Raw genomic sequence first — 22012 nt, forward strand, 5'->3', positions numbered from 1 at the left:
GAACTGCTAGCAGCACAACTTCCGTTAGAAGCAACCGTGTATCTTATCGTTACCGCTGTATCTGCTGTAACATCAGCTGGCGTGTAAACCGATCCTGTAATACTTCCGCCTCCTGAAATAATGCTCCAGGTACCTCCCGCAGGTGTAGCAGTTAAGGTTTTGGTAGCCGTTTCGCAAATAGCGGTCGTTGGAGTGGTATTATTGGCAGTGCCTGCAAACGCATTCACCGTAACTACATGAGTGGTGGTTACAGGACCATTACAGCCTGCTGCACTTGCAGTGATTGTAGTTGTGCCCGACCATGTTGCTGCATAAGTAACTGTTCCGGTTACCGCATCTATTGTATTTCCTCCTGCAAGACTTCCTGCATCGAGGCTATATGTGATTCCTGTTGCATTAGTAGCTGTAGTCGTTCTTGTTACTGTTCCGGCTCCCTGACAACGACTAGATGTTGTGGGTGAGAATGGCGCTATAGAAACCGCCGGATTTAAAGTAACCTGAATTACATTAGAAACAACACCTGTTGTACAACTATTGTAGGACCAAACTCTATAAAAATAAGTTCCGGGAGCTAATCCTGTAACGCTGTATGAAGTAGCAGTATTCCCCAAATCCCTGCCATCTAAATTAGTGCTGACATGAGAACTAAAATTACTATTGTTAGAGACTGACAATCCATATGAAGTCGCCCCCGCAGCAGCATTCCAATTAGCGGTAAAGCTGTTACAAGTTATCACAGTTGCAGCAGTCGCTACCGGAGCTGCCGGAGCAACTGGCTGTGCATTAATTACGACATTCGATGAAGCTGCTGAAGAACATCCATCTGCATTGGTCACTCTAAAAGTATAGGTTCCCGAAGCCGGAAGACCTGTGATAGTTGTACTTGCTCCTGTTCCTGTAGTAGTTACATTTCCAGGCGATCTTGTAATCGTCCAATTTCCAGTCGGTAATCCGCTTAAGACAACACTTCCGGTTGAAACCGTACACGTTGGTTGTGTTATCGTTCCAATAGTTGGTGCTGCCGGCAACGGAGCTACCGTTAATGTTGCATTAGGCGATGCGCTAAAACAAACATTATCCGGATGTTTAACAATTACAGTATATATTTTTCCATTTAATCCGGATACATTTGAAATTCCTAAATTAGCTGTAGTGGTTCCACTATATACCCCGGTATTCGTTAAGTTAACTCCATTTTCCTGCCATTGATATGTTATAGAACCCGAAACATCCGTAGCTGGCGGAACTGTATAATTTGGTACTCCATTTGTATAAGATATAGCATTAGCGGCATTTGCTACCACCGAGAAAGTTGCTGATTTACAAATCGCTACCGTTTGATTAGCCGGAGGAGTTGTTACAGTAACTTTTGTTGCTTTTGTAACATTTGTGTAACTACCGGTATAGGATGCTGCAGTTACTTTCCCGTTAAGATCAACTGCCGGCTTTCCGACGCCATAGGCACCTCCATCACCTCCGTCTGCAGTTGTATTATTATAGTATTCGTTTGCATCAGTACAGCCATCATTATCACTATCTGTTTCTAAAGAATTAGGAATACCATCTCCGTCTGTATCTGCACAAGACTCATTAATCGTTATTTTTATATCATCCAGAAAATTTCCTACAGATGAAGCACCACTCGACCCATTTGATGAAATAGATTTAAAAGCAATTACAAGTACCGTTTTTCCCGGTGCGATGGTATACGTCCCTGAGTAGGATCCCCACGACGAATTACCATCTGACATTCTAACTTGTTCGGTTGCTGTTGCTACAGTTTCTCCCATGTTAACACTTGCAATGTCAGTGCCTTCCCTTCCTCTGTGCTTTAAAGACCAGGTAACAGTACCTCCGGCTCCATTTAAACAAAACTCTTGATAAAGAGTAGAAACCTGATTGGCATTAAGTTCTACAAATTGATTTCCTTCAGCAGCAGGAACCCCCATAAATCCAGATTTCCAAATTTCTATCTGGCCATCAGTAGCAGTAGTATTCCAACCGGGAACAGCCGTTTGGTTTAACAAAGTATAGGTACTACCCGCAATTACCGGATCTTCAAATCCTCCATTTGCAAACTTAACAGAGCAGCCTAAACATTCAACGGTATCGAGAATACCATCATTATCATCATCTAAATCTTTCCAATCCGGTACTCCATCAGCATCTGTATCAACTGTAAAATTTGGATCTATAACGCATGTTGTAGTGACTACCGAAGCATCGATAGAACTCAACGTTACATTTCCACTAAAATTACTCCCTCTTTTGACCTCTATGTATCTCCAATTAATAGGAGATGAAAAAGTATAATCTAATGATAAATCGGTTCCAACAGAGGTCCATGCACCAGTAGTACCTGCCCTAACACGTAAATCAAGTTTCCCTCCATCGCCTCCATTAACTTTTACAGAAGTACCGCTATTAATAGTAGTGCCCATATCAAGAACAAGCACATCACTACTACTATCAAAAGTGGCCACAGTATTATCGTCACTTCCTGTTGCATTCGTTCCATTAGCGACACCTGTATTTGACGTTACGCTTGCAGCATATACATGAGTGGTAGTACTGGAAGGCATTTGCCCTGGGAGACATTGCCCAGAAATTGTATTTACAGATAATAATAAAAAAGAAAATGTTATAAAAACATTCTTTATAAAAGTAAAGTTACACATAAACAACTGGGTTTTTAGAAATAGAAATACCAGATACTGAAAAAACAATAGTGGTTTTCAGCACATTGGATAAATACGAGAAAAAAACAGGAATGGTTTTTTGAAGTCTTAAAAAGTGCTTTTTAAAAGCTTTATCAAAAAAGGGTAGCGTTTGGACCATAGGTATATAGGTTCAAGACACAAAATGTCTTTTGGTTAAATTAGTAGTTTTTGGAGGCGCGAAAATATGCAAACAACTGGTTATCAGCTATATTTTTCGACAAACTACCCGAATTAACGATGAATGACATTTTTTATAAACCCTAATACTCTTTTGACTACAAAAAAAATGACTATTTGATAACGAAGCGGTAAAAATGAGGAGCTATATTATGTATATATTACACTTTTAAAGAATATAATGACAAAATTGCAATAAAAAAAAGCGCAACAATGTTGCGCTTTTTAAATATAAAATACTGTTTTCCAGTATTTTATATTATTTAGAAAAATACAAATACCCCATTAAACTTACCGGTTCGTTTAAATACGTTTTATACGTAATCACGTAAAAATAAGTACCAACCGGTAATCCTTTTTGTTTATTCACAGTTGCCCTTCCTTCTGAAATTCCTCTAAAGGCAACTGACGTATTATTATAACCATGAGCATCATAAACCAGAACTCCCCAACGGTCATAAATTTCTACCGTTACATCAGGATAACATTCGACCCCATCAATTTTAAAAACTTCATTGATCCCATCATTATTAGGTGAAAATGCATTGTGAACTGTAATTTTACAAGCATCTAATGGCAGTACGGTAGGATTGTCTCCTAAAATAGAATTTCCATCAGACAAGTCTTTTGCAATTTGCCCGTCCGGGCTGACGGCACTCACCTCAGCCTGATTTTCTACAGACCCTGCCTCGAGATCAGCAGCTGTTAAAACATAGGTTCCAACAAAGTTATTAGAATTTGTCTCTCCCTGTTTTAGAATCACCGGATCACCGGTAATAGTTACTCCAGGTTTAGGATCTTTAACGACAACATTTACGAGTATAATATTTCCGGTATTGGTTATGCTAAAGCGATACGTAACTGTTTCCCCTACCTCAGCATATCCATTTTTGTTTTCATCATTAAAAGTAGCCGTTTTGATCAGTGCAATAGAAGGTTTAAGGCTTAAATTAACAACCGTTGGATCATCATCACCAATTAAAGTGGGGTCATCGCTATCGGAGATATCGGTAACCGGATTCCCCTGAGGGTCATCTCCAATTGCAAGTGCCGAATTGATTACTACTCCTTTGGCAACGTCTGCAATATTTACGGTATACGATGCTGTGGCTGCTCCTGTTGCTCCCGGTGCGAGTACATTAGGAGAAACAGCAATGGTTGTCGCTGTTAACATCGGATCTGTTACAACCAAATTGGTGAGTACTACATTTCCGGTATTCTTAACCGTAAAACTATAATTGATGATTGAACCTACTCCGCCATTTCCGGTTAATTTTCCACCTTTTATTAAAGTTAGTTCTTTATGTTGAGGCACCGGAGTAATTGTAGGGTCATTAGGTCCAATTAAGGTAAGATCATTACTGTCGGACAAATCCTGAATGGCTGATCCGCTAGTCGGCTGTGCTGTAACCAAAGCTTGATTTTCGACATAGCCCAGATTAATATCTGCCTGAGTCAACACATAAGTGCCTTTATAACTTGTTGTATTGGATTGCCCCACTCCCAATACTGCGATTGGTGTACCTGTAATATTTGCCTTTGGATCGGTTACCACCACATTGTTTAAATCTAAAGTTCCCGTATTGGTAATAACGAAGGAATAACGAATTTGCTCTCCCGGCTGTGCATACCCATCACCATTGGAGTCAACGAAAACACCTTGTTTAAGCAATTGAATGGAAGGTTGTGCTACCGTTATTTTGATAACCGCTTCATCGCAATTTGACGGATTTAATTTGTCACAAATTTTATATACAATAGAGTATATTCCCGCAGCCGTACCCGCAGGAACATCTACAGCACCGGTAAGAATATTTAAAACAGGAACTGCAGCTCCGTTTATGGAGTTTGCCGCGGTAATAAGCGTACTATTAATATTGGTCTGCAGAATTGTTGTTCCGTTTAAAGTATCGTTGGCGTACGCATTTAAAACATTACTTGCTCCGGTTAATCCATTAATATTGTCAGCGGCATCATCATTCGCAACAATTGTCGGAACCGCTACTACAACAGTAATAATGGCATCGTCGCAATTTGCCGGGTTTAATTTGTCGCAGATTCTATATCTAATCTGATAAGTTCCCACCGGTGTACCTGCCGGAATGCTAACAAAACCAGTCGCCAGATCTAAGACAGGAACCAGTCCACCATTGATAGAAGTTGCCCCACTGATTATTGTTGGGTTAATTAAACTCACATCTGTTAGAAGAACTCCGTTGTACGTATCATTGTTTGTAAAAGCATTCAGTACATTATTTATTCCTGATAAGCCGTTTGCGTTTGTGATGGTATCATCTTCGGCAACTATCGGAGGTGCGTTTACAATTATGATAATCGTTGCCTGATCACAATTCGTCGGATTTAGTTTTTCGCAAATTTGATATTGAATGAAATAAGTCCCTGCAGAGGTTCCTGGTGGTACATTTACATTTCCTGTAGCGGTATTCAATACCGGAACAATTCCATTTGTTGATGTTGACGGTGGCGTAGTACTCAAAACACTGATATTAACCAGAGTGGCTTGTGCTGTTACTCCATTAAGAGCATCATTAGTTAGCACATTTACTACATTGTTTGCACCAACATAGCCGTTAATATTACTTGCAAAATCATTATTAGCATCAATAATTGGGGCAATAACGTTTACGGTTATATCTGCCTCACTGCAATTGGACGGATTTAGTTTTTCGCAAATACGATAGTGAATAACGTAAATTCCTGCTGAAGTTCCTGCCGGTACATCGACATTTCCTGTCGCTGTATTCAATACCGGAACCGGGTTGCCGGAAACATATCCTGTTGGAGTTATTCTACTTACAGATGTAATATCAATGTTAACCAATTGAATATCCGAACCGTTCAGTCTGTCATTTGTAATAGCGTTTAGGATGTTGGTTGCACCTGTATACCCATTAATCGTACCTGCGTTATCTGCATTGGCGACGATCGTTGGCGCTATAACATCAATAGTTATAGTTGCCGTATCAAAATTGGCAGGATTTAAGTTTTCGTTCAAGCGATATTGAATGGTGTAAGTTCCCGCTGCGGTTCCTGCCGGTACATTTACATTTCCGTTTGAAGGATTTAGAACTGGTACCGCTCCGCCATTAATTGGTGTTGCCGGAACTACATTACTGATAGTTACCTGAGAAGGAATAACGGCCGCTCCGTTTAGAGTATCGTTCGTTAGTGCATTTAGTACATTAACTGCTCCTGTAAAACCATTGATATTGGCCACGGCATCATTCACGGCATCTATTTGAGCTCCTGTTACATTAATGAAAACTGTAGCATTGTCACAATTCAGCGGATTTATTTTCTCGCAAATGTGGTATTTAATTTCATAATCGCCAGCCGGAGTTCCTGCCGGAATACGAACAAATCCTGTTAGCGGTTCTAATACCGGAACCGGGCCTCCGTTTATTGCTGTTGCGGGAACGTCAACTGTAATGTTTACTTTCGAAATATTAGCTGCAGTTCCGTTAAGAGTATCATTTAGTAAAACATCAATTGCATTGTTGGTCGTTACATATCCGTTGACATTAGCAATGGTATCATCATTTGCGACAATTAACGGAGCCGAAACCTCAACGGTTATAATAGCAGCATCGTTATTTGACAAGTTTAGTTTTTCATTCAGCTGATAACCTATAAAGTAAATTCCCGCTGCAGTGCCCGGTGGTACGCTTACGTTTCCTGTTGTTGCGTTTAATACCGGAACGAGACCTCCATTAATAGGTGTTGCCGGAATAATATTAGTAATCGTTACTTCCGAAGGAATTACTGCCAAACCATTTAAGGTATCGTTGTTTAAAGCATTTAAAGCATTCGGATCACCAACAAACCCATTAATTGGGGCAAAATTAGCATCATCTACGGCATCAATTGGCGCAGGAACAACTATAATGGTAACGACTGCCTGATCACAATTCGTCGGATTTAGATTCTCACATATTTTATACACAAACTTATATTCTCCTGCCGGTGTGCCCGGGGGAACGTCTACTAAACCGGTAACGCTGTCAAGTGTCGGAACCGGACCGCCATTTATAGCCGCTGGAGTTGATATAACGGTTGTCGTAATATCCGGAAGGTCCAGCATGCCTCCATTCAGTAAATCGTTATCATAAATATTGATAATATCGTCTGCTCCATCATAACCATTCACATTTAAAACGGTATCATCAATGGCTTCAATAATTGGTGCAACTACATTAATGATTACAATTGCATCATCACAATTGCCGGGATTAAGGTCTTCACAGATCTGATATTTAATTTGATATTGCCCTGCCGGAGTTCCCGGTGGAACAGTCACAAAACCTAACGAAACATCCAATTCCGGAACCGGAGCTCCCGGAACTTTAGGCTGGGCAGGTGTTAAAATGGATGGAGTCAATAAATTGGCCAAATTGATATTAATGACTTGCCCGTCAAAAGTATCAGCGCCTGCTGCATTGGTATAAACATTAATCACATCTACCCCGCCTTCGTAACCGTTTACATTGTTTACCTGATCGTCATTTACAATTAGCGGAGCAGCTTTTACGACAACTGCAATACTAGCGTCTGCACAATTGGTTGGGTTTAATTTTTCGCAAATAGTATAAGTGATAAAATAAGTATTGGCCGGAGTTCCTGCAGGAATGCTAATACTTCCTGTCGCAGAACTAAAGACAGGCACATTAGCACCAGGATACAAAGGTGTAGCAGCTATATTTTGTGTTATTGTTATTTCATCAAAATTTGCTGCTGTAATTGGAACTCCGTTTAAACTATCATTGGTTAAAGCGTTTGCGGCGTTCATTTGCCCTAAATAACCATTTATATTTTCTACTTTATCATCATTCGCTACAATTAATGCATTTCCAACAGGAACCAAAATAAATGCAGTATCACAATTTGTAGGGACTCCAATTTCGCAAATCTTATATTCAATTTCATATAGCCCTTTTACAGTTCCCGGCGGAACATTTACATTTCCGGTGGTAATATCCAGATACGGAACTGTTGTAACCAAAGGGTCAATCGGCAAGGCCGGATTTACTACAGAAAGTGTCACATTAGATAATGTTGCCTGTGCACTGGCCAATCTGTCATTCGTCAGGGCATTGATTACATTGTTAGCTCCCGTGTATCCATTTACGAGATACCTAACAATATCGATTTTGGCATCAATTCCGGCAGTGGTTACACTAATTACCTCTGTTGCTGTAGAACAATTTTTAAAATTGGAAGGATCTGACGGATTTCCCGGGTTTACAATTTCACATATCGTGTAAGTTAAGGTGTAATCTCCCGCTGGTGTTCCCGGTGCCACAGAAATGGTTCTGGATAGCGGATTAAAATCATAGGTTAAATAACTTGAAATAGAGTTTATGGTCACATTAACCGATGAAGGATTCAAAATCACTCCGTTTATGGTATCGCTGTCTAATATAGAATGTGGTGCGGTACTTCCACCTGTGTCTCCGGAGATTGAGGCAAAATTTTCTGGAACTGCACAAATTCTGTTAAAAATAGTAAAGATAGTCCCTGACGAAATACAAGTATTCAGCCCTACCCGTCTGACATAAATCGTTACGTTTCCGGAAGGTAAACCTGTAAAAACGTTGCTGGCCTGAAAAGTTGTTCCATCACTGCTATATTCATAACCGGTACCCAGATCCGGATTCGTGATATTAACAGTCCCTGTAGCAATGGTACAGGAAGGCTGTTCTGTTACTGCACCAACTGGGGCGGTCGGAAGATTAAAAACTTGTAAGGTTACCTGATTGGAAAAGGTACGACAACCGGATTCAGCCTGAGAGATCATAACTCTAAAATAACGGTTTCCTGCGGTCGCATAAGCCGGTGTTGTATAAGAAGCTGTTGTACCGCCAACTCCAGCTGTTACATCTGTATAAGGTCCTGCCAAAGCAGCAGCACTTTGCCATTGATACAATATTGGGCTTCCGGAAATATTTCCTGCTGCCACAACGGTAAAAGTATGAGTCTCATTAATACAGGCTTCCCCATCTTTTGGCTGTGTGCTGATTATTGGAATCTCAAAAACATCTACTTTCGCCGGATTAGAATTTATAGTTCCGCATCCAACACCTGAATCTGTTACATTTAATCTGTAATACGCATCGGCATTTACAAAACCGGTGGTATAAGTTGTTGTATTGGCTCCTGAACCATCCGTTACGTTTGCCCAGCCTGTTGTTCCATCCAACGATTTTTGCCACTGATAGGTAAAGTTTCCGGAACCATTTTGGGCAGTTGATGTCATCGTAAACACACCTCCTTCACAAATATTTCCGCCCACGGGCTGTATGCCTATCGTTGGATCCGGAATAACACTTGCTACTACAACATTGGTAATAAGAGTACAGTTTGGATTTGACGAAGTGATTACACAACGATAATAAGTTGTAACTGAAAGTGGTCCCGTCAAATAATTCGGATTTTGTGCTCTGATTTCTCCGGTAATATCAGCCCAACCATTAACCCCGTCAGAAGAACGCTGCCATTGATAGGTAAACGAAGCCGACCCATTGTTAGCAGAAGCCGCTGTTGACATCAACACTGTTCCTCCCACACAAACGGTATTCGGATTAACAGGCTGAGTCGTAATACTTGGAATAATTACGGAAGCAATACTCGATAAAATTGGTATACATCCCTGAGTAGGATCAGAAATGGCCACCTGATAAAAAGTAGTCACCGTTAAGTTTGGAGTCGTATAAGATGCCGAATTTGCACCCGAAATATCAGTAAACGGACCCGCTAAAGCAGCAGAGCTTTTCCATTGGTACGCATAATTTCCGGAACCTCCTGCCACTACTACATTTAAGGTGGCGTTTGAACCACTGCAGATGTTTGTTCTAAACACCGGCTGTGTCACTATGGTAATGGCCGACAAAACCGTTACGGTCGCTACGTTCGAAGTAATGGTATTACATCCGTTTCCACTGGCCGAAACCTCAACTTTATAATAAGTAGTTTGTGTTAAAGCAGGAGTTGCATAAGTTGCTGCCGTTGCCCCGCTTATGGCTGTAAAAGTCGCATTATTTGTACTGCTATACCATTGATACGTTAAGGTCGGAGTTCCATTCGCTCCGGTTACCGATAAAGTATGATTTCCTCCCGAACAAATTGTCGCTCCTGTTGGCTGAACGGTAATAGATGGATCCGGAACCACTGTTGCTGTAACGGTATTGGAGGTTAAAGTACAATTGGTAGTCGATGAGGTCACTAAACATCTGAATTGTGTAGTTCCATTTAATATATCTGAAGTAAAATTAGCCGTAGTTGCCGTTGCATTGGTTTCATTCACAAAACCTGAACCCGAATTACTTTGCCATTGATAACTAAGTGATCCCGTACCTCCATTTAAAGAAGCCGAAATACTAATATTTACAATTCCTCCCACACATATAGCCACTGGAGTTACTGGCTGGGTAGCAATAGTTGCCACAAATACTGCTACGGCGTCTGAATAAACTTCGCAGCCATTTGCAGCTTGTCTCACTCTTACTCTGTAATAAAAAGTAGAAGTTAACGCTCCGGTGGTGTAAGCGGCTGTTGTGGCACCACTTCCTCCGGTTGTATTGGCCCAGCCTGTTGTACCGTTTGCCGATCTTTCCCATTGATAAATCAAAGTTCCTCCCAAAGGATCGCCCGAAGCTGCGACTGTCATGGTATGTGTCGCACCGGAACAGATTGTATTTCCAATAGGCTGCTGGTTCACAACCGGATCAGGAATTACATCCACTAATACGCTATTGGAAGATACCAGACCACAACCGTTTCCGGTAGCCGAAACATCCACACGATAATAAGTATCCTGTGTTAATGCCGGAGTGGTATAGGTACTGGAAGTCGCACCGGATATTTGCGCAAAACTTATATTATCTGAACTGCTGTACCATTGATAATTTAAAGACGGAGTTCCGCCTGTTCCTGTAACCGATAAGGTAAATGCTCCGCCTGAGCAGACAATTCCGCCTGTTGGCGGAACTGATATGGCAGGATCAGCGACTACAGTTGCTGTAACCGTATTTGAAGTCAATACACAATTGGTTGTTGATGAGGTCACGAGACATCTGAACTGGGTGGTAGTATTTAAAACATCAGACGTAAAATTAGCGGTTGTTGCCGTCCCATTGGTTTCATTTACAAAACCCGCACCTGAATTACTTTGCCATTGATAACTAAGCGTTCCCGCACCTCCATCTAGTGTGGCAGCAATAGTAATGCTTACAATTCCACCTACGCAAATAGCCGCCGGAGTTGCAGGTTGCGTTGTAATTCGTGCAACATTGACCAATGCCGCATTGGAGAAGGTTTCACAGCCGCTTCCCGATTGTGTAATTTGTGCCCTAAAATACAAATTCGATGTTAAGGCCGCTGTAGTATAAGTTGCGGTATTGGCTCCACTTCCTCCTGAAACATTGGTCCAGCCCGAAGTTCCATTCACCGAACTTTGCCATTGATACCCAATCGTTCCTGCAGCGGTATTGGTAGTTGTCGCAGCGACCGTCATCGTATGTGTATCTCCCGAACAAATTGTACTTCCTGTTGGCTGAATTGTGACAACGGGGTCCGCAATAATCGTAAGTTTTGCCACATTACTCGTAACCTGTGTACAAGTACTCGAAACCATTACTCTATAATAATCTCCGGTTGTTAAAGCATTATTAGTGGAAAAAGAAGCATTCGTTTGCCCTGAAATATTGGCCCAGCCCGTTACGCCATTGGCAGAAGTTTGCCATTGATAGGTATAAGGAGCTATACTTCCGGTTGGGCTAGCCGTAAAAGTTGTGGTACCTCCTTCGCAAATGGTGGTGTCACTTGTTAATGCCGGAAGAACTAAGTCAGAAGGCCGTACTATATTGACTTCATCTGTATAAGAATTACAAGAACCATTGCTGATCGTCCATTTTAATCGCGTTGTCCCTACTGATATATTCGTTACCGTAGTATTAAAAGCATTGGCATTGGTGATTACTGCCGTGCCTCCGGGATTCGTGACAAAAGTCCAAATACCAGTTCCTGTTACCGGATTGTTTCCATTTAAGGTTGCGGTTCCCGTATTACAAATCGTCTGATCGGCTCCTGCATTTGCTAAAGGCGGCAATGCATTTACAGTTACTGAAACAGTACTGGAACTTGATGCACACACTCCGCTTGTAATCGTCCATCTAAAAACATAATTACCTGCCTGTGTTCCCAGAACCGTTGTTGTTGGCGAAGTGGCATCTGTAAAACTCACCGTTACCGGCCCTGAAACTTGTGTCCATAAACCCGTTCCGATTATTGGTGTATTTGCTGCCAGAGTAAGTGTTTGAAATTCACAGATACTAATTGGAGTTCCCGCATTTGAAGTGGATGGCAGAGGGTTAACCGTTAAAGTCAGCTCATCAAAAAATTGACAGCTCAGATTTGTGGCTGTCCATCTCAAAACATAAGTTCCCGAAGCACTTGGTGTAAATGTAGAAGTCGGACTCGAAGCAGCAGAAAAAACTCCTGCCGGTCCACTGGTTTTTGACCATTGCCCCGTTCCAACTGCAATGGCATTGGCGGCTAAAATTGCACTATCAGATTCACAAATCGTCTGATCAGGTCCGGCATTAGGAATTGTTAAATCTGCAGTCACCGTAATTTGAACCGAGTCTGTTGTAGACGGACAAAGCGCTCCATTGCTAACGGTCCAGCTAAAAACATATACCCCTCCTGTTTGTGTCAGATTGCTAACCGTTGTAGTAGGCATAATATCAGAACTAAATACCGCTGTAGTTGGTCCGGAAACCTGAGCCCATTTTCCCACTCCTGCCAGTGGTGGAATTGCCGTTAGATCTGTCACAGATCCACAAATACTTTTATCCCCACCCGCAATGGCCTGTGAAGGCGGTTCTGAATTCTCAATCCTAATTTGATCCGACTCACTACAGGTTCCTGAACTAACGGTCCAGTTAAACACATAAAAGCCATAACCCGGATTTATAAACATCGTATTAGGATCGGTATCGTTTACAAAAGATCCCGTTCCCGGGCCAAATAATAGGGTCCATTTTCCTGTTGTTCCGGGATCAGGTGTCGAAGCTGCCAGCTGAAATCCTCCTGCACCTACATCACAAAATTCCTGATCAGGCCCCGCATTTGGAGGTGTTGTAATCTGACCGTTTACCGTTACCTGAATATCATCTGACGTTTCAGGACAAAGGCCTTGTGCCGCAATAGTATATCGAAATACATAAACACCCGGTATTAAATTAGTTACTGCCGCGCTATTGTTACTGGTTGTTGTAATGGTTGGAGCTCCTGCTCCTCCGGAAACATAAGTCCAGGTTCCTGTACTGTTGGGATTACCCGTTAAATATAAAGGTCCCTCTAAGCAGGTGGCATAATCAGACCCCGCAGCTGCAACTTCCGTTACTTTTACAGTCATCTGATCTTGGTTTGTCGAACAATTTATTCCTGTAGAGGTTGTCCATTCTAAAATATATTCTCCCGTTATAAGTCCGGATAAAGTTGAATTAGCCGCTCTAGCATCTGAAAACACAGGCGAATTGGGTCCGCTGACTAACGACCAGATTCCATTGCCAATCACCGGAGGAGTTGCCCCGAGCGTAACCGAATTTTGATTACAAACCGTTTGATCAGGTCCTGCGATTGCCGGTGAAGGACCTTCATCAACATTAAGCTGTACCGTAGCTGATGTACTCGCACAGAATCCTCTTGAGATGGTCCATTTGAACACCCAAGAACCTGAAGTTAGTCCCGTGATTGTAGTAGTGGGACTAGTCGGATTTGTAATAACAGGTCCGTCTCCTCCACTAACCAATTCCCATAGGCCGCTTTCTCCGGAAGCTGGTGCATTTGCCGTTACTGTTGTATTATTCGCACATAGTCTTTGACCAGGACCTGCCTGAGCTACAGTAATATCTGGTGCTATAGTTATACCTACACTATCTTCACCATCAGTACAGCCCACATTACTAACGGTCCATTTGAAAGTATAATCTCCGTCACTTAATCCTGTTACCGTAGTATTATATTGCGTTGGATTTGTAATGGTTACTGATGTTCCTGCGGTCTGAGTCCAAATACCGGTTCCGGGAGCAGGATCATTTCCCTTTAAGGTAATCGTGCTGGTACCGGTTGGAAAACATTGAGCAGCTCCTGCATCGGCATCCGCTCCTTCTGTTCCATTGGTAACAACATCAACTGTATCTGCCGACGTACCGCAGCCGTTTGCAATAGTCCAGGTAAAAGTATACGTTGTATTGGCAGCCAATCCGCTTACTTTGGTATTTGGATCACCCGGATCGCTAATAATTACACCGGCACTGGGAGAAACTGTCCAGGTACCATTTTCGCTGTTCTGTATAGCATTTCCCTGTAGTTGAACTTTTGCCCCGAAACAAACTGCCTGATCAGGTCCCGCATTAGCAGCTGTAGGGGCAACACTGGATACCAAAACCTCAGAAGTGCTTTGAGATACCTCACAAGCTTCTCCACCGGAAATGGTCCATCTAAATTTATATGCCCCGTTAATTAAGGGAGATACTGTTGTAGTGGGGCTATTGACATCAGAAAAAGTCACACTGCTAGGGCCCGAAATCTGTGACCATTTTCCTTTCCCCCGAACGACCAGATTTCCTGCCAATGTTCCGGAAGTTGAATTACAAGGTACTATCTGCATCGTTCCAGCACTCGAAGTGGTAGGAGTTGCAGATACCACCAATGTCACATTATCATTAACAGTTTCACACTGACTCCCCTGATTTGGCGCTTTAATTAACCGAACAACATAAGTTCCTGAAAAAGTCAATTGACTAATCGTAAGACTGTTTCCTGAAAAATTCACCGGAGGTGTCGGGAACGAAGGATAGGGCGGATTCAGAATGGGGTTGATACTTGGGCCTGATACGATCTGCCAGCTCATTTGCCCATTACCTGCAAAAGTTACCGGAATTGTTGCCTCAGACTCATTACAGCCCAGAACCTGATCCGGACCTCCTGAAATGGATATTATATCTTCTAAGACGACGACATAGTTAGCCGTCGTCACGCAATTTGTTACACTATTAGTCAGGGTGTACAAAAAAGTATAGGTTCCTAATGTGGTCATTCCTGACACTGCTGTGGAAGGGGAAGTCGGATTTTGAATTACAGCTGTCGGACCTCCGGTTTGTGTCCACTGCACACTTTCATTTACGTATCGGGGTATTGTTCCCTGAAGGATTGTTGAGGTTCGGCCATCACAAAAATAAGCGGTTGAACCACTCACATTGGTAACATCTGCTGTTGGAGGCGGAACCACTACTGTTACTTCATCCATTCCATTGGCACAGGTTCCGGCAACAGTCCATCTAAAAACATAAGTACCTTCAAGCAGACCTGTTACGGTTGTATTGTTTTGATTGGCATTCGTAAAAGTTGGAATACCAGGTCCTGAAACAACTGTCCAGGTACCTTGCTGCTGTCCTGGTGTGCTTCCGCCAAAACTCCCATTAAGAGTAACGGTCTGAGTTGCAGAATAACAGTTTGAAAGCGTGATATCAGCTCCTGCGGTAACAGGCATTCTTCCGCCCAAGCTTGAAATAACTACGTCATCCGTTGAAGTACAGGATGCATTTGTTATCGTCCATCTTAAAGTGGTCGAACCGGAACTATTTCCGGAAACCGAAATGGTACTAGTGGGAGAATTTGGATTGTTGATTGTAACTCCGGCATTATTATTTCCTACAATACTCCAGGTTCCTGTTTCTGTTCCTCCAACTGTATTTCCGGTAAGTGGATATGTCCCCTGACAATAGGTTTGATCTGGTCCTGCATTTGCACGTGTAAGTGGCGAAACCGTCACTACAACATCATCAAATATGGTTGAATCGTCGCCACATTTAGCCGTTAATCTAAAAGTATAACTATTTCCTGGAATCGCTCCCTTAATTAAGGTTTGCAATGCGTTCGGATCATCGATTTGTACCGCTGGCCCTCCTATCTGACTCCATTTCGGAGCATCCATAAAATTAGTCCCCGGTGCCGTATTGGCTGTCCCCAGTAAATAAAACTGATCCGGCGGTAAAGCTGTTGCTCCACCCGGACAAATTGTTCTGTCTGCATTTGCATTTACAGTACAATTCTGTGAAAAAGTATAAACGGGAAGTACAAATAAAAAAAAGAAAAGCGTTTTATTTAGTCCTTTATGTAATTTATCAGAGTAATTTAATTTCATAAATTTAAATTTTTGAATTAAAAACAAAGAAATAACAGTAAAAACATTGGGGCGGCTTAACACAAATTTAATAAAAAAAAGCTTATCTCCTTAATAAACGCATTGATTATTAGATAGTTACAGAATCGAAACAATTTAAAGTCGTACTTTACTGATTATCAATAAGTTACAAGTATAGAGGGGTTTTATTTGTATAAAAAAACGAAATAAGAACTCCTAAAATCATTAAAAAAACAAAAAAACAAGACAAACTACATCCTGTTTTTAGTTTTATTCAAGAAAGAGAATATTGCGTTTTAAGCCATCAAATTTGGTTCTTTTGATAGGAGAATTTTTAAAAACTAACCGAAAAGTCTCTTCGGTAATTTCGATCCAATCCTTTTTAGAAAAAGAAAGCAGTTCCGGATTGGGATTGAATAAAGGTTCGGAATGCGGCTTTGAGAACCGATTCCACGGACAAACATCCTGACAGGTATCACAGCCAAACATCCATTCATCAAACTTTCCCTTCATTTCATGAGGTATGTTTTCTTTGAGTTCGATCGTGTAATACGAGATACATTTACTGCCGTCGACTACATGAGGAGCCACTATTGCCTGTGTGGGACAGGCATCAATACAGGCGGTACACGACCCGCAATGATCTGTTGTAGCGTGGTCGTACTCTAAATCTAAATCCAGAATAAGTTCGGCTATGAAATAAAAAGATCCTACTTTTTGAGTCAGCAGGTTACCGCTTTTACCAATCCAGCCCAGTCCGCTTTTTGCTGCCCAGGCCCGATCTAAAACGGGTGCCGAATCTACAAAAGCACGGCCTGATACTTCTCCTATATTCTCCTGAATCGAGTGTAAAAATTCTTTTAATTTTTCTTTAATCACAAAATGATAATCCTGACCGTAGGCATATTTCGAAATTTTAAAACTTTCGTCGGTCTGAGTTTCTGTTGGGTAGTAATTTAGTAAAAGCGACACTACACTCTTAGCATCATCTACTAATAAAGTAGGATCCAGACGTTTGTCAAAATAGTTCTCCATATACCCCATCTGCCCATGATGGTTGTTGTTTAACCATTTTTCAAGACGCGGCGCCTCCTCTTCCAGAAATCCTGCTTTGGATATTCCACAAGAAAGAAAACCAAGCCTTTTGGCTTCAGCTTTTATGAATTTTGAATAGGTCTCTTTAGAATTGATTGTCATCTTTTAGAGAATAAAACTTCTATTCCAACAGGTTTTAAAGTAATTAACGGATTGAATTGAACCGTATCAGTCTCCGATTTAATTACATATTTTTTCACAATATGAGCCACAGTAAGGCACATTTCATAGATCGCAAATCCCGCTCCGATACACATTCTTGGTCCGGCTCCGAAAGGATAAAAATATTGCATCGAGTGTTTCTTTTGTTCCCCAAGAAAACGCTCAGGAATAAACTCTTCGGGATTTTCCCAGTATTTAGGATTTCGATGCAACTCATAAAAAGAAACTCCAATTAGTGTTCCTTTTTTTAAATGATACGGTCCTATAGTATCGTCTTCAACATTTTGCCGGTCTGTAATCCAGGCTGGCGGATACAGGCGCATCGCTTCATTGATAACGGCATTCAAATAGGTCATCTTCTGCAATTGTTCTACTACATTCTCTGTTTGTGCTTCGATTTCCAGAATTTCATCCAATACTTTCTGCTGTATCTCCGGATTTCTTCCCAAAAGATATAGTGTAAAAGTTAAAGCGTTGGCACTGGTTTCATGTCCGGCAATAAAAAGAATCTTAATTTCATCGATCAGTTGTTTGACCGACATTCCTTCACCGGTATCTTCGTAACGGGTTTCTAAAAGCAGCTGAAGCAAATCGTTTACGGGCTCTCCCGAAGTGGTTCGCTCGTCGATAATTTCCTGAATGATTCGGTTGTTTTCTTCGGCCAGTTCCAAATGTTTTGCCACCTGACCACTCACCGAAAACCACCATGCTTTATGGGGAAGCCGAATTTCTTTGATCAAAAAATGCTGAACTTCTTCGATGATGTATTTGATACGATTTAATTTCTCTTCCGAAATCGAAAGGTGAAACAGTGATTTCGCCACTACATTAAATGCGAGCTCACTCATAACAGGAAAGAGGTCAATGCACTTTTCTTCCTCCAATTCCTTTAATTCTGAAACGATTGTCTCGTTCATATTCTCAACCAGCTGATTCATCTTCTGTTTATGAAACGCGGGCTGAATGAGTCGTCTTTGTTTCAGCCAAAAATCACCGTCAACGGTCAAAAGTCCTTTTCCTAAGTATTTTGAAAGATAAACGGACTGAAATTTAGATTTGTGATAGTTCTTTTGATTTTTCTGTAGAATATGCTGGGCAATCTCATTATCGCGCGATAAAATCAAGTGTTTCGAACGTCCTATCTGAAGCGAAAAAGAATCCCCAAACTGATCAAAATATCTTTTATGATAAGGAATAGGGTTTCTACGCACTCCTTCGGCATCTAAAAAGAACCTTACGATCGAAAGCTTATTCGGGTACTTGTATTTTTTATTTTCAGACATGCTTAACAGGATTAAAACAATCCGCCCTGAATGTTGGTATTTATTTTTCCTAAGTGTTTGTAGGCCTTATCCGTAACCTCACGTCCGCGTGGTGTACGCATAATAAAACCTTCCTGAATCAAAAAGGGTTCGTAAACTTCTTCAATGGTTTCACTGCTTTCTGATACAGCAGTTGCCAAAGTCGAAAGTCCTACGGGGCCACCTTTGAATTTGTTAATAATGGTCAGTAAAATTTTATTATCCATTTCATCCAATCCATGCGCGTCTACATTTAGTGCTTTTAAGGCATAACGTGCAATTTCGATATCGATGGTTCCATTTCCTTTAATCTGTGCAAAATCGCGAACTCTTCTCAGCAATGCATTGGCAATACGAGGTGTTCCACGGCTTCTACCGGCTATTTCGATAGCGGCATCCAATGAAATTGGCATTTTAAGTATAGAAGAACTTCTTTCTACAATGGTGGTCAAAAGTTCAGTAGTATAGTATTGCAAACGGGAGGAGATTCCAAAACGAGCTCTCATCGGGGCTGTCAATAATCCGGAACGCGTTGTAGCTCCTATCAGCGTAAAAGGATTCAGATTGATTTGTACCGTTCTGGCATTTGGTCCGGATTCAATCATAATATCGATTTTGAAATCCTCCATAGCCGAATACAAATATTCTTCGACAATAGGACTCAAACGGTGAATCTCATCAATGAATAAAACGTCTCTTTCGTCAAGATTGGTCAATAAACCTGCCAAATCTCCCGGTTTGTCCAAAACAGGCCCTGAAGTAATTTTGATCCCCACTTCAAGCTCATTGGCCAAAATGTTCGCCAAAGTAGTTTTACCCAATCCCGGAGGTCCGTGAAAAAGAGCGTGATCAAGTGCTTCACCACGCTGATTAGCGGCAGCAACGAAAATCTTTAGGTTCTCTAAAACCTGATCTTGTCCTGCAAAATCATCAAATGACAGTGGACGCAATCTTTTTTCAAGATCTAATTCTTCCGGATTGTACCCTTTTGTAGTGGGATCTAAGTTTTCATTCATTTTACAAAGATAGACAAAGAAATTAGTTTGTAAAACAGTTACATTTCAAATTCGAAGTTTCAGGTTTCAGCTTTCAGGTTTCAAGTTTCAAGTTTCAGGTTTCAGGTTTCAGGTTTCAAGTTTCAGGTTTCAAGTTTCAAGTTTCAGGTTTCAGGTTTCAGGTTTCAGGTTTCAAGTTTCAGGTTTCAAGTTTCAGGTTTCAAGTTTCAAGTTTCAGGTTTCAAGTTTTAGGTTTTAGGTTTCAGGTTTCAAGTTCTAAATCATTCCTTTGCCGGACTAATGACGAACACCTCTTCGTTATCCGCCATTTGAATTCCGATACTCTTTTTAGGAAATGTTTTTTAAGAAATCCAGGAGCTTTACTTCCCTCTTAATGATTCTTACCAACATAACTCCAAAAAACAGTAAAAAACCAAATCCGCTAACAAGGATATAGAGATAAAACCCTTTGGACAAATTTTCTTTAAAAACGGGTAAAAGCAAGGTAAAGCCGGCAACATAAGTCATATAAATTATGGGCGTAAAAATGTAATGGATTTTTTTTCTCCATTGATAAAAGTGTTGAGCCTGCTTGCTGTATTCGATTAAAGGAACGTCTGTTTTTAAATTCTCGAATTTTCTTGCGCTCCTCCACTCCAGAGCGATGCGGACCACCAACATGGTAATCATAATTCCCAATCCGAAACTGAATACAGTTTGTTTATAGGCTCCCACCCAAATGTAATAGACGATCAGTATGATTGCCGTCAGACTCAGAATTATTCTAGTCCAAAGATGATTGCGTTTTATTTTTTTAGTATGTGCTTCTGCCTTTTCAATGACATCGTTGGCGGCTGGTTTTATATTGGATACTGCTTGCTGATCCCAAATGTTTTGTAAATCTTCAAATGTTTTCATTTTGTACACATTGCGTTAAACTTTTTTTAATTCGATGGATTCTAACCCGAAGTGTTTCTTCAGTGATTCCGATTACTTCTGATATTTCGGGATATTCGATACCATCTAAGATCATCAGAATGATCATTTTATTGGTTTCTTCGAGCTTTTGTATGCACTGATACATTTGCTGAAGCTGTTCTTCTTTTTCATCCGAATACGTTTCCGAAGCAACCTTAGGCAGTATATCTGTTCTGATTTCTTTTCGCGTAGATGATTTTCGTAAAAAAAGAAGACAGGTATTAACGGTGATCCTGTAAATCCAGGTACTGATACTCGATTCATTCCGAAAGGTATCTAAATGCTCCCAAACCTTGATGAAAACTTCCTGAGCTGCATCAGAAGCTAATGCAATATCTCCACAAAAATAACCTTTGCACAAACGAAACACTTTATTGTAATGTTTGTTATATATCTCGTTAAATTGTTCTTTTTTATTCACCTTAACGTATTTCTGATTTTACTTTTTCCATGAACCACTCCGGTTGATCGTACATTACAAAATGTGCCGAATTTGCTGCATAATAAATTTTCACCGATGGCAGATTTTCATACTGCGCTTTATAGGTGTTTTGTACGGTAGCAAGATCGGGATTTGTGGCCGCTAAAATTACTACCGGAATTTTAATTTGGGCAATTTCTTTACGTAAATCTAAATTAAGCATATCGATATAACCGTATACATAGGTTTTCCTGTCGGCCGCATTCATCCATTCGTTGATTGTTTTTTGCTTTTCTTTGTTCAGACACATATAAGAAGTCGTCTGGGAATTCATCGCATTGAAAGCCTTTTGGTCCATAGCCAGCATCATTTTGCTTTGTGGATTGTCATAAGGAATAACTTCTCCTTTGTAATTAGGAATCATTAGTGCTGCACTTGCCGGTAAAGCATCAACGATGATTACTTTTTTGAACAAATTCGTTTCTTCGGCTGCCAGCCACAAACTTAGAGTTCCTCCCAAACTGTGACCCATTAATGTGGCTTTCTTTAGTTTCTTCGTTTTGACATAAGAGACAACCTGGTTTTTTATTGTAGACAACCAAGGGCCTTCAATTGGAGGAACATTTCCAAACCCGGCAAAAGTAAAAATATGGCATTCGTAATTTTTAGAAAGTTCGGCTACGGTTTCGTTCCACACTTCTCCTGTACAGCCAAAACCCGGAAATAATAAAACAGGTGCTCCTTTTCCTTTTACATCAACCTTAAAAGCGGTTTGCGAAAAAACAGATTTTGAAATAAGAAGCATCAATGCGATCAGTAAAATTGATTTAGTTTTCATAATGTTATTTTTTAAAGTTTCTCTTTTGATGCAGTGCTATGCTATTTGTTACCTCAAAAAATACTTTTTTTTAAAATAAATTATAAACCCTTAATCT

General features: G+C 40.9%; 7 protein-coding genes and 1 pseudogene. All 8 read right to left on the reverse strand.

Features of this window, described 5'->3' with window-relative positions; translation table 11 throughout:
• Window positions 1-2678: pseudogene (locus JO950_RS08470) on the reverse strand (hypothetical protein); the annotation flags it as partial.
• A 478-nt stretch (window positions 2679-3156) separates the two neighbouring features.
• Window positions 3157-16125: a gliding motility-associated C-terminal domain-containing protein gene (locus JO950_RS08475; RefSeq protein WP_202702251.1), complete on the reverse strand. Its 12969-nt coding sequence runs from the start codon at window positions 16123-16125 to the stop codon at window positions 3157-3159.
• 270 nt (window positions 16126-16395) lie between these two features.
• Window positions 16396-17322, reverse strand: a complete 927-nt coding sequence (queG, locus tag JO950_RS08480) for a tRNA epoxyqueuosine(34) reductase QueG (RefSeq protein ID WP_017498169.1) — start codon at window positions 17320-17322, stop codon at window positions 16396-16398.
• Complete coding sequence (locus JO950_RS08485) at window positions 17319-18665, reverse strand: cytochrome P450 (RefSeq protein WP_202702252.1); 1347 nt, start codon at window positions 18663-18665, stop codon at window positions 17319-17321. Before JO950_RS08485 ends, queG begins: the two co-directional genes overlap by 4 nt.
• Before the next feature lie 11 nt (window positions 18666-18676).
• Window positions 18677-19699, reverse strand: a complete 1023-nt coding sequence (gene ruvB / locus JO950_RS08490) for a Holliday junction branch migration DNA helicase RuvB (protein ID WP_017498167.1) — start codon at window positions 19697-19699, stop codon at window positions 18677-18679.
• A 327-nt stretch (window positions 19700-20026) separates the two neighbouring features.
• The gene (locus JO950_RS08495) at window positions 20027-20596 is read right to left on the reverse strand and encodes a hypothetical protein (RefSeq protein ID WP_202702253.1); all 570 of its coding nucleotides are present in this window, start codon (window positions 20594-20596) and stop codon (window positions 20027-20029) included.
• On the reverse strand, window positions 20583-21077 hold the full coding sequence (locus JO950_RS08500; RefSeq protein WP_202702254.1) for an RNA polymerase sigma factor: 495 nt from the start codon (window positions 21075-21077) through the stop codon (window positions 20583-20585). Before JO950_RS08500 ends, JO950_RS08495 begins: the two co-directional genes overlap by 14 nt.
• A 1-nt stretch (window position 21078) precedes the next feature.
• Window positions 21079-21915 (reverse strand): alpha/beta fold hydrolase, encoded by an 837-nt coding sequence (locus tag JO950_RS08505; protein WP_202702255.1) that lies wholly within the window; start codon window positions 21913-21915, stop codon window positions 21079-21081.
• Window positions 21916-22012 lie beyond the last annotated feature (97 nt).

This window comes from Flavobacterium sp. UGB4466 (assembly GCF_903469665.1).
GTDB classification, from domain to species: Bacteria; Bacteroidota; Bacteroidia; order Flavobacteriales; family Flavobacteriaceae; genus Flavobacterium; species Flavobacterium lipolyticum.

Coding starts and splice junctions, on each gene's coding strand:
- JO950_RS08475 (WP_202702251.1), bottom strand. CDS start 16,125: ATGAAATTAAATTACTCTGATAAATTACATAAAGGACTAAATAAAACG.
- queG (WP_017498169.1), bottom strand. CDS start 17,322: ATGACAATCAATTCTAAAGAGACCTATTCAAAATTCATAAAAGCTGAA.
- JO950_RS08485 (WP_202702252.1), bottom strand. CDS start 18,665: ATGTCTGAAAATAAAAAATACAAGTACCCGAATAAGCTTTCGATCGTA.
- ruvB (WP_017498167.1), bottom strand. CDS start 19,699: ATGAATGAAAACTTAGATCCCACTACAAAAGGGTACAATCCGGAAGAA.
- JO950_RS08495 (WP_202702253.1), bottom strand. CDS start 20,596: ATGAAAACATTTGAAGATTTACAAAACATTTGGGATCAGCAAGCAGTA.
- JO950_RS08505 (WP_202702255.1), bottom strand. CDS start 21,915: ATGAAAACTAAATCAATTTTACTGATCGCATTGATGCTTCTTATTTCA.